General features: G+C 35.1%; 13 protein-coding genes. 6 read left to right on the top strand and 7 right to left on the bottom strand.

What is annotated here, in order from left to right:
- A partial coding sequence (locus ACIPNH_RS03140) for a transposase (protein WP_174515693.1) occupies window positions 1-337 on the bottom strand: 337 nt, incomplete at its 3' end.
- 33 nt (window positions 338-370) lie between these two features.
- Between ACIPNH_RS03140 and ACIPNH_RS03135 the strand changes: the two genes are divergently transcribed.
- Genes ACIPNH_RS03135 through ACIPNH_RS03125 form a run of 3 tightly spaced genes read left to right on the top strand, consistent with a single transcriptional unit; the run spans window position 371 to window position 2,144 of the window.
- A complete protein-coding gene (locus ACIPNH_RS03135; protein WP_263398717.1) occupies window positions 371-502 on the top strand; it encodes a hypothetical protein in 132 nt (43 codons plus the stop codon).
- A gap of 58 nt (window positions 503-560) precedes the next feature.
- Window positions 561-1,541, top strand: a complete 981-nt coding sequence (mraY, locus tag ACIPNH_RS03130; protein WP_400771681.1) for a phospho-N-acetylmuramoyl-pentapeptide-transferase — start codon at window positions 561-563, stop codon at window positions 1,539-1,541.
- 6 nt (window positions 1,542-1,547) lie between these two features.
- Window positions 1,548-2,144 (top strand): ribonuclease HII, encoded by a 597-nt coding sequence (locus ACIPNH_RS03125; RefSeq protein ID WP_015589381.1) that lies wholly within the window; start codon window positions 1,548-1,550, stop codon window positions 2,142-2,144.
- Window positions 2,145-2,147: 3 nt separating this feature from the next.
- Here ACIPNH_RS03125 and virB9 read toward each other — a convergent pair whose 3' ends face one another.
- The 3 genes from virB9 to ACIPNH_RS03110 form a co-directional block, all read right to left on the bottom strand.
- Complete coding sequence (gene virB9 / locus ACIPNH_RS03120) at window positions 2,148-2,930, bottom strand: P-type conjugative transfer protein VirB9 (protein WP_010082330.1); 783 nt, start codon at window positions 2,928-2,930, stop codon at window positions 2,148-2,150.
- Between the two features lie 185 nt (window positions 2,931-3,115).
- Window positions 3,116-3,571, bottom strand: a complete 456-nt coding sequence (gene mlaD / locus ACIPNH_RS03115; protein ID WP_007548591.1) for an outer membrane lipid asymmetry maintenance protein MlaD — start codon at window positions 3,569-3,571, stop codon at window positions 3,116-3,118.
- 2 nt (window positions 3,572-3,573) lie between these two features.
- Entirely contained in the window at window positions 3,574-3,888 is a 315-nt protein-coding gene (locus ACIPNH_RS03110) for an NADH-ubiquinone oxidoreductase subunit NDUFA12 family protein (RefSeq protein ID WP_400771678.1), read from the bottom strand.
- A gap of 64 nt (window positions 3,889-3,952) precedes the next feature.
- Between ACIPNH_RS03110 and ACIPNH_RS03105 the strand changes: the two genes are divergently transcribed.
- From ACIPNH_RS03105 to purF, 3 genes are read left to right on the top strand one after another with little or no spacing between them, the layout of a single operon-like run.
- Entirely contained in the window at window positions 3,953-5,419 is a 1,467-nt protein-coding gene (locus ACIPNH_RS03105; protein WP_400771677.1) for a proton-conducting transporter transmembrane domain-containing protein, read from the top strand.
- Window positions 5,420-5,472: 53 nt separating this feature from the next.
- Window positions 5,473-6,576: a rod shape-determining protein RodA gene (gene rodA, locus ACIPNH_RS03100; RefSeq protein WP_400771675.1), complete on the top strand. Its 1,104-nt coding sequence runs from the start codon at window positions 5,473-5,475 to the stop codon at window positions 6,574-6,576.
- Window positions 6,577-6,601: 25 nt separating this feature from the next.
- On the top strand, window positions 6,602-7,987 hold the full coding sequence (purF, locus tag ACIPNH_RS03095) for an amidophosphoribosyltransferase (RefSeq protein ID WP_400771674.1): 1,386 nt from the start codon (window positions 6,602-6,604) through the stop codon (window positions 7,985-7,987).
- Between the two features lie 19 nt (window positions 7,988-8,006).
- On the opposite strand, the gene ACIPNH_RS03090 is transcribed toward purF, so the two are convergent.
- The 3 genes from ACIPNH_RS03090 to ruvA form a co-directional block, all read right to left on the bottom strand.
- On the bottom strand, window positions 8,007-8,516 hold the full coding sequence (locus ACIPNH_RS03090) for a DNA-3-methyladenine glycosylase (protein WP_400771672.1): 510 nt from the start codon (window positions 8,514-8,516) through the stop codon (window positions 8,007-8,009).
- Window positions 8,517-8,918: 402 nt separating this feature from the next.
- Complete coding sequence (gene ruvB / locus ACIPNH_RS03085) at window positions 8,919-9,893, bottom strand: Holliday junction branch migration DNA helicase RuvB (protein WP_400771670.1); 975 nt, start codon at window positions 9,891-9,893, stop codon at window positions 8,919-8,921.
- Window positions 9,890-10,471, bottom strand: coding sequence for a Holliday junction branch migration protein RuvA (gene ruvA, locus ACIPNH_RS03080; RefSeq protein WP_265024512.1), 582 nt, complete (start codon window positions 10,469-10,471; stop codon window positions 9,890-9,892). Before ruvA ends, ruvB begins: the two co-directional genes overlap by 4 nt.
- Between the last annotated feature and the right edge of the window lie 307 nt (window positions 10,472-10,778).

The raw sequence follows: 10,778 nt of genomic DNA, 5'->3' as shown, positions 1-10,778 counted from the left end.
TATTTTTATCAATTCTGCAATCATTTATCTTAATATTAAGTTTCTTAAACCTTCTTGATGCTTGTGAATAGCTGATAACTGCCAAATCTCTTCCTATTTGTTGCAAATACCCTTTTATAAACCCGACTGTTTGTCTTAAACCAATTCTAAAGAAACTGACGATTATATGCACCAAAATCACAACTTTATCACTATAAATATAGTTGCCGCCCTGCATTTTTGGACAATTCTCGTACCAATTTTCTATGGCGTCATTGATATAACAAAAAATGCTTCCTCTTTCTTGGAGAAATTTGTTATATTCATGGCAGTTACTGACTCTCATTTTTTGTGGCATATTTTTTCTTCAACAGTTAAATGGCTATTTATAATGAATTTTGTCAGTAACTGCCAGTTCTTTTCACTTGAGCGATGCAACAAAGCCATTCCAGACTGGGATGACACCCTACTGATGGGCCCAAATCACAATGTTCGTACAGTTGTGGGTCAGGCTATAGGATGACAGAAGTTGACTTTATTAGCTATAGGTGGTATGACACTTAGTCAATTTAAGTAAGCAGATGATCTTAGCTACAAAAGTATTTTTTACCTCATTTGTTTTTGGGTTTATTCTTTTTCCCTATTTTATAAAGCTTCTAAAAAAAATAAGCAAAGATGGGCAACCAATTAGATCATGTGGACCAGAAAGTCATTTAATAACAAAAAAGAATGTACCACCTATGGGCGGAATAATAATACTGATTTCTTCTTTATTACCAATTTTACTCTGGGCTCAGTTAACACCAGAAATTTTGCTGCTGATATTGATAACTCTATTTTTTGCTCTACTTGGATTTATTGATGATTATTTAAAATTGAAGACAAATCACTATCGAGGTTTAAGTGCAAAAACCAAAATACTTATTCAGTTTATTGTTGCTCTGGTTGGTGTGTTTATACTTAAGCTATACTCTGCTGAATGTTTTACAAAAACGTCCCTATTTAAAGGAGTAATAATAGATTTTGGCTATCTATATGTTCCGTTTGCTGCGTTTGTAATTGTCGGCTCTTCTAATGCTGTGAATCTCACAGATGGTTTGGATGGCCTTGCTGCAACTCAAGTTATCACTTCCTTTGCTTTTTTGGGGCTAATTGCATATATAACTCAGGCAGATATGAATATTATTTTATTCTGCATTGCATTTATAGGAGCTATTCTAAGTTTCTTGTGGTTTAACACACATCCAGCAAAAATATTTATGGGTGATGTTGGTAGCTTGTCGGTAGGTGCGGCTTTAGGGTTAACTAGTGTCCTAATTAAAAGAGAAATGCTTTTTGCCATTATTGGAATAATCTTTGTAATAGAGACTCTATCTGTTATTATTCAGATATCATATTTTAAATATACAAAGTTTAAATATGGAGAAGGAAAAAGAGTTTTTCTTATGGCACCAATACATCATCACTTTGAGAAGAAGGGATGGTCAGAAAATACAATCGTTATGAAATTTTGGATAATTTCTATTATCTGTTCAGTTTTTACTATAACTTTCTTATTATAAAAACCTATGAAATACCCAGACTTTACATTAGAAAATAAATTATCAGGAGTGATAGCAGGAGTGGATGAAGTTGGAAGAGGTCCGCTAGCTGGTCCAGTAATATCCGCAGCCGTAGTGTTTATTGATAGAAATACAATTATTGATGGAATCAACGACTCGAAAAAGTTGACTCCTCAATGTAGGCAAGTCCTATATGAAAAAATAATATCCGTTGCAAAATTTGGTATAGGAATGGCAAGCGTAGAAGAAATAAATTCATACAATATCTTGCAAGCAACAAAACTTTCAATGAAACGTGCGTTGATAGACTTGGACCTAGAATTAGATTATGTGCTAGTTGATGGTAATCAACCACCTGAAGTGAAATGGCAAGTGAAATCCATAGTAAATGGTGATAATTTGAGTACATCAATTGCAGCAGCTTCAATCGTTGCAAAAGTTACGAGAGATCGGCTTATGCAAGAATTGCACAATAAGCATCCTGAATATAATTGGTATAAAAATAAAGGATATGGGACAAAAGAGCACCTTAACGCTATTGGCCTTTATGGAATTACAGAACATCATAGAAAAAATTTTGCACCCATATCTCGGGCATTATAGCCTTTACCCTTTTTTGAAAGGTATGGTTTCATTAAATAGGCAAACTGTACTCGATCCATTCCTTAAGGTAAACACTGAACTTACCCTTTCGATTATCAGGTAGTTATCAACTGTACGGAAATTTACTAAAGACTCATATCCTGCAGAATCAACCATAAAAACTGCCGGAAAATCAGAGTTTATTTTATTGAATTGTAGATATGTAAATTTTCCGTCATCAAAAACCTTAATTGGTATTATTGACTGACTACCTTTGACGTGCGAGATGGAATAATTAAAATTTAATCCCTTCTTTACAACTTCAATATCATTGATATCAGGAATAATGGTATGACTAGCTTGTTCGAAGATATCACCGTTATTTGTTGTGTAAATCTCATCACTGCTAAATAGTGGATAAAGAAACCTTACTTCATATGCTAATCTTGGATCATCTAGTCCAGTTGCTTCTTCAGCATGAAGTTCAAAGTAATAAACTCTTTTATTGGTAATTATAGTTGCATTAGTATCGGCAATATCATCTATAGGCTTAATAAACAATCTATTACCTTGAGGAAGGAGTTGCCAACCAGTTGAATCACCCATTGAAAGGTTTTGTATTACCTCCCCTGGTTCAAACAATATACTGGACTGATAACCATAAAAACCCGTATACTTATGTATAGCTTGTGGGTTATAATTTATCACCTTTATGTGATTATCTCCAGCTATTGAACGTGGCTCCTGTTTTGCAAGTGCATCACTACCACAGAGGAACAACAGTACGGCAAACAGTAAACCAATCATAATATCAAAATAAATTAATTTTCATTTTATCATTGATAGACATGCACTGCAACTATTAAGGCACTTTCTATACTATAAACCCCAAAGCAAGCGGTAGAAAAGGCAAGAAATAAGGCAAACTCCTTAAATACTTTAGAACTACAGGAGGCTTTACCTGAACGGATATACTTGGAATCCTGCCATTTTCACTTTGTAAACATACCAAGAATTCTGTCCATTATTCCACCCATATTTGCTTCAGCTTGAGTATACTCTATTTTACCACCATGCAAGATTAGTTTAATATCTGATCCAGGTGATATATTAACAAATTTACTACCAACAACTCCACTGCTAGTGATCAGAGCTGAACTATCAATTGGCAATTTTATGTCTTTGCTTATACACATATCGATTCGTGCTACGTAGGTAGCTTTGTCAAGTGATACACCAGTTATGCTTCCAACATCTACACCAGAGATCTTGACACTATCACCAACTCCTATACCGTTAGCGTTAGCAAAAAGACCATATATTTTATAGCAATCCTTATAGTTTTTCTTTATGTAAGATAGCTTATCAATAGCAAAGAAAATCAGAAAAATAGTAAAAATTAATACAAATAATCCAGCGGTTATTTCAAGTATATTTGACCTTCGCATCTTTAGTTATCAGGACTCCAGCTTTTATAGTAATTTTTCACTTTTTGGTTTAGATAGTATGCATCTTTTGTACCCGTTAAATTAGGAGTATGTTTTACTTTTCTTTTTTTATTATTAACTGGTACTACATTATCAGTATAGTGAAGCCATATATGCCATTCCGGAGGCACTGTTGTAGGTTCAGAGACACTGCTATACATAACCCACCTTTTTCCTTTACTTGATTCATAGTAAGAATTTCCATTTTCATCTCTTCCTACAAATTTATCTTCTCTTCGTAATAGGCGTTTTATTGCGTTACAAATTTTAGATAACATAAGGGTATTAAAACAAAAAGTATTATATATACTAATACTTTAACGATATATTAACAACAATTTAATGCAATTACCAATTTTACAAGTTATTATCCCAATAATTGCATCAATGTTTTGCTTTCTTGCCAAGAAACACAAGGTATCTTGGTTTATTTCTTTTATTGCAACAACAATCACTCTTATCATTTCATCAATACTACTCATTAACACATATAAAGGCGAAATTATAACTTATCACCTTGGGGATTGGGCTCCCCCGTACGGCATAGAGTTAAGAATCGACGTGTTGAACTCCTTGATTCTAACTTTGGTGAATTTTATAGCGCTGATTAGCGTGCTTTATAGCTTTTATATTAACGAAAAAGAAATTAGCAAAAACAAAATCACTGGTTTTTACTCTCTATTTCTACTGTGCTTAAGCGGACTGTTCGGGATTCTAGTAACAAACGACATATTTAACCTTTACGTTTTCTTGGAAATTTCATCTCTTTCTTCTTATGTATTAGTTTCAATGGGAAGGGATAAAAAAGCCTTGGTTGCAGCATTTGAATATCTAATTAGTGGAACAATAGGTGCAACATTTTATTTATTTGGCATCGGGCTCTTGTATTCAATGACTGGAACGCTCAATATGTCTGACATGGCTGAAAGAATAGTTCCATTATACGATAACAACATCATAAAACTTGGCACGTTGTTCATTTTTGTTGGTCTCTCAATCAAAATGGCACTGTTTCCATTAAGCAGGTGGCTGGTTAATGCATATAGTGAGGCGCCAAGTTTCATTAGCATATTCTTTTCAGGCACAGTGACAAAAGTGATGATATATGTTTTCATCAGAATCTTTTATACTGTTTTTCATCAAAATTTTTTCTTGTTTAAGCCGCTACTGGACAATGTGATAATTATCCTCGCACTTTGCGCTATTGTATTTGGGTCGATATTTGCAATAACCGCAAAAGACATAAAAAGACTGCTTGCTCACTCTAGTATTAGCCAAATTGGTTATATAATTTTAGCACTGAGTTTTAACTCAAAAACAGGTGTATTTGCAGCAATTCTTCACATAGTAAACCACAGCATAATAAAAACATCTTTATTTATGGCTGCAGGATGTATTTCTTACAAATTTGATACAACAAAAATAGAGAATTTATCGGGACTCAAGAAATCAATGCCTTATACAGCACTTGCGTTCACTCTACTCAGTTTAGCATTAATCGGTGTGCCTTTAACAAATGGCTTTGTAAGCAAGTGGTATATAATGAAAGCAATTATCGAATCTCGCGCGTGGATTTCCCTGATAGCTTTTGCTGCCGGTTCTTTTCTTGCACTAATATACATGTGGAAGATGGTAAAGAAAATGTATTTTGAAAATGATGCAACGTCACGCACTAGAATGACACTAGGCAAAATTAATGATGTGCCATTTCCTATGCTTTTCTGTCTATTGTTTATGGCAGCTTTAACAGTAGTAACTGGAATATATAGCACTCCAATTCGGTTAGTAGTTGAGAAGTTGGTTTTTTGATTTTTATCTTTGTTTCATATTTTACTATACTTTAAGGTTATAAGGTCTTTATTGTGGGTAGGCTGAAGAAGATTCATTGGTTATTAGTCATTAACGTGATAGCGCTGTTTTGCGTTGGCATTGTTGTTCAATACTCTTCTGCTGGAGGAAAGTGGGTGCCATTTGCGATTCACCAACTGGTCATATTTTCCTTCTTTTTCCTACTCGCTATAGCTATGTCATTCATAGAGCTAGATTTTTATTTGAAGTACGCCTACTTTTTTTATATAGCAGCAGCGATTTCACTATTAGCAGTAAATTTTTTTGGCTCACACATAATGGGTGCAACAAGGTGGATAAGAATTGGATCAATTAGTTTGCAACCATCAGAATTTGCAAAAGTAGGCTTAATACTTGCGCTTGCTCGCTATTTTGATAAGCAGAGTATGTATAAAATGATGGAATTTAAAAGATTGCTTAAGGCACTTATAATTATTTTCTTACCCGTGTTCTTGGTGTTAAAGCAACCTAATTTAGGCACAGCTATGATAATGTTATTTATAGGGATATCAATTATATTCACAACAATAATAAAAAGATCTCATTCAGTAATATGTGGAACTCTTGGCATTTTTGCAGTACCGGCTATTTGGCCTTTTTTACGTCCTTATCACAAGCAAAGGATATTGTCATTTTTGGATTCATCAGTGGATCCACTTGGAATAGGTTATAATGCGCAGCAATCTCAGATAGGTATTGGTTCAGGGGGTTTACTTGGCAAGGGTTTTTTGAGTGGAAGTCAAACTCAACTTGGATTTTTGCCGGAGAAACGTACGGATTTTGCTTTTGCAGTGCTGAGTGAGGAGTGGGGCTTTTTAGGTAGCATGGCTTTAATTTTGCTTTATACCTCATTACTTGGAGTAATTTTCTCTATCGCTTATAGGTCGAAAAATTATTTTTCTAAGTCGGTATCTATCGGCATTTTCGCCTTTTTTAGCGCTCATTTTTTTGTAAACATTGGAATGTCAATAGGCCTCTTGCCTGTGATAGGCGATCCACTGCCATTTCTTTCCTATGGAGGAAGTACAACTGCTGCAAGCTTGATATGCATAGGATTATTGCTGGCAATAAAAGCAGATGAACAACAAAATGCTTGTATTTTACCTATGCTAAAGTAAAATTAAACTTTACTTAATAGTTTTTATGCTAGATGAAATGCGTGAGGAATGTGGGGTATTTGGCATAAGTTGCAACCAAAGTGCTGCTTTTAACTCTATACTTGCTCTCCACGCTTTGCAGCATAGAGGTCAAGAGTCTTTTGGCGTAGTAACCAGTAACAACGATAAGCTGCACTCTTATCACTTTCAAGGTCAAGTGAGCAGCGTATTTGATGATATAGATGAAATAAAGAAATCCTTACCTGGGGATTGTGCAATAGGTCATGTTCGATACTCAACAAGTGGTAGTAAATTTGGAGTGCAGCCCATGTTTGGCAAAAGTGGCAAATTTGGGAATTTTGCCATAGCACATAATGGTAATTTAATTAATATTTCTCCGATACGCAAACAATTAATTAAACAAGAGTGCGTTTTTCAGTCAGATATTGATACAGAAGTAGTAGTGCATCTGACAGCAAGCAGTGAAAAAGATAGCTTCTTAGAGAGTTTTATATATGCATTAAAGCAAATACAAGGTGCTTATTCTTTTGTGGCAATCAATCAAGAAGTAGTTATTGGAGTACGTGATCCGTCTGGAATCAGGCCTCTTGTTTTAGGAAAGTTAAACGGTTCTTACGTTCTTGCATCTGAAACTTGTGCTCTTGATATAGTAAATGCAGAATTTGTTAGAGAAATAGAACCAGGCGAATTAGTTACCATCAGTTCGGATAGTAAGCTAGCCTCAATGTTTCCTTTCCCACAGCAAAAATCAAGTTTTTGTATTTTTGAATACGTTTATTTTTCAAGACCAGACAGCATAATGGAGAATAGGTCTATATACGATACAAGAAAAGAAATAGGAAGAATACTTGCGAAGAAAAGTCCACCAAAAAACAATGTGGATATGATTGTACCAATACCTGATTCTGGAATACCTGCAGCTATTGGATATGCAAAGCATTCAGGGTTACCTATGGAACTGGGAATAATTCGTAATCATTACATAGGAAGAACTTTTATACAACCAACCGCTGAAGTACGTAAAGTTAGAATAAAATTAAAATTCAATGCTAATAAGCACACTTTGAAAGGTAAAAACATAATTTTAATAGATGATAGTATAGTGCGTGGTAGTACGTTAACAAATATAATAGTTATGCTAAAGGATGCAGGAGTAAAAGAGATTCACCTCAAAATTTCAAGCCCACCAATTAAGCATTCTTGTTTTTATGGAATAGATACGCCAGAGTGCAAAGATTTAATTGCTGCAAATAAATCTGTAGAGGAAATTAAGGAAGTTATAGGAGTAGATAGCCTAGCCTTCTTGAGTATTGATGGATTATATCAGGCTGTTAAAGGAGAAGTGCGTAACAATGCTACACCACAATATTGTGATGCTTGTTTCACTGGTGATTATCCGATTGGCAAATAGTCTACGCAAGATCTTAAGTTTAGAAAATCTTAAACCGCCAAAATTTCTCTTGGCCTTTACTAATTCCGATTCTCGGAGTGCAAATATAATCTGGTTTGAGGTGAGATTCATAAACACAAAATTCGTGGCTTATAGTGAGGTCCAGTTTGTTGTGTTCTTTTATAATATTTAATCTTTTACACAATATTCCTGGCCCACCTAAATTTGCTTCAAGTGGTTCAATAAGCTTTAATCCCCGTATTAACACTGCTGCTGGGAACCCTTCTGTTTCTGTTACAATATTTAAACAGTAATACATTCCATATATAAAATACACGTATGAAAACCCCGGCATACCAACCATTACTGAGGTTCGGTTAGTATAGCCTCTTGCCGCGTGACAAGCTGGGTCATTCATTCCTATATAGGCTTCAACTTCGGTTATTATTCCACTAAAGTTAGAAAATTTGAGGACTTTTCCCAATAACTCTCCAGCTACAGTTAAGGTCGGCCGCTCGTAGAAATTTCTTGGCAGTATTGTGCTACCCATTTTTTATTTTTGTTCTGAGGTTCTATATAGAGTTCAGTTTAAGAATTTCTGGATCCCAGTGTCAAGCACTGGGATGACAAGAAGGGGAGCTACTTGAATGACAAGAAAATGGTACTGGCATAATAAGAAAGAAACATTGAGATGGTGAAAGAGAGAATATATGCAAGCATTCACCCATAGGGTAGCACGTGACGCTGGAATCCAGTTTTCTCCTATTACCCAAACCATAGCTTAATTAGTTAGAATAGCATAACTAGCGAGTACGAAATGGAGAAGTTTTAATTTGAACTACAGTTTCAGTGCTATTTAACACATATGCCTTCATACAAAAAGATGCCAGTATATGATATTATGCCAATCAATATATATATAATTGAATTATGGTAGAAAAGCTCTCTAATATTAAAGGCTCAAATACTCCTTTGCTTGATCGGTTAGAACGCGCCCTCTTGGTGTGCGCTTTACAAAACTAATTTTGATTAAATAAGGTTCTACTGTTTCTTCAATATTGCCAACATCCTCGGATAGCGCAATAGATATAGTTTCAATTCCAACAGGCCCTGAGGTGTTGAATAAAAATCTTAGATAATGCATATCAAGTTTATTGAGTCCCATTTTGTCTACACCCAATTTTAGCAATACAGAATCAGCAACTTCATAAGTGATTTTTTTATCATCTTTCACTTCAACAAAATCCCTTATTCTCCTCAGTAATCTCAAAGCAATTCTTGGAGTGCCACGTGCACGGCAGGCAATTTCCCGCGCGGCATCCTCTGCAATTTCAGCAGAAAGAACTCTTGCGCCTCTTTTTATAATATCGACTAGCTCCTCAAAAGAATAAAACTCAAGGTGCAAAGGAATGCCAAAACGATCTCTGAGTGGCGCAGAAAGTAATCCAAGCCGCGTTGTTGCTCCAATTAGCGTAAATGGTGGTAGATCTATCCTTAAAGTGCGAGTAGATGGACCTTCACCTACTAATATGTCCAGGCAAAAATCTTCCATAGCAGTATATAAAACTTCTTCGATGCTGCGATTTAATCTATGGATTTCGTCGATAAATAGAACATCTTTTGCATTTAAAGTGGTAAGCACTGCAGCCAAGTCCCCAGCTTTACTAAGTAAAGGACCAGAAGTTGCGCGAAAGCTAACTCTTAATTCTTTAGAAACAATTTGTGCTAAAGTTGTTTTGCCAAGCCCTGGAGGACCGTACAATAAGACGTGATCTAAAGCTTCAGTTCTCGTCTGTGCAGCGTTTATAAACACTTTTAAATTTTGTATTAAGTCTTTTTGCCCGACAAAATCATCAAGTTGCTCAGGCCTGATGTTAATATTGCGCACATCTTCAGTATATTCTTTACCGCACGATATTGATTTCATAATGTTAAGAGCTCCTTGAGCGCCATGCGAATAATATCCTTAGTATCCAGGTTTGACGATTCGTCTTGTATTTTTTTTATCGTATCATAAGCTTTCATTTTTTCATACCCAAGATTGATCAATGCTGAAAGGGCATCTTCATTAATTGGATTAAAGTTATTGTTATTTATTTCTAGTTTACTTACTTTGCCACTCAATTCAGTGATGATTCGATTTATGAGTTTCAAGCCAAGTCCACTCATCTTGAGTGCTACTTTATCTTCATTCATAATTGCCAAAAATAGCTGTTCTGGAGTTAATTTACTCAAAATTGACATTGCAGTTTTATAGCTAACGCCGCTTACTTTGACAAGCAACCTCAAGCACTGCTGTTCTTCTTTGCTTATAAAACCATATAGCTGAGCGACATTTTCTCTGTTATTTGCATAGGTTTCGATAAGTAATTTGATTCTACTTCCAATTGCACAAGCACTTAAAGTTTTGGCTGAAAGATACACCATATAGCCAACATCATTCACGTTCAGGATTATGTGATCACTGCGCACTTCATCAACTATTCCGCTTAGATTTCCTATCATTTTTAGCACTGTATAGGGTTCAGTTTAAATACTCCTGGATCTTAGGTCAAGCAAACGAACATTATAACAGGGAAACGTGGCTAAAAAACCACTTGACAAACTCCGCCAGCCCCCTTATCATAAACACTGAAGCTATTTATTTATCTTCTCTGTACAGATTAAATGACAAAAAAACTCACGTATCTGGCGTATCATGTTTAATTTTTTGCACTATGTGCACCTTATGTCTTATAAAATTTCTACCTACATAAGCTGAAACGCGCTTATAAAGCGTTTAAAACATAAAAAAACGCCAACTTAAAAAATG

Source organism: Wolbachia endosymbiont of Drosophila barbarae (genome assembly GCF_044752445.1).
Classification (GTDB): Bacteria; Pseudomonadota; Alphaproteobacteria; order Rickettsiales; family Anaplasmataceae; genus Wolbachia; species Wolbachia pipientis.
Note: the sequence above shows the minus strand (reverse complement) of the source record. Positions and strands in the feature narration are given on the sequence as shown.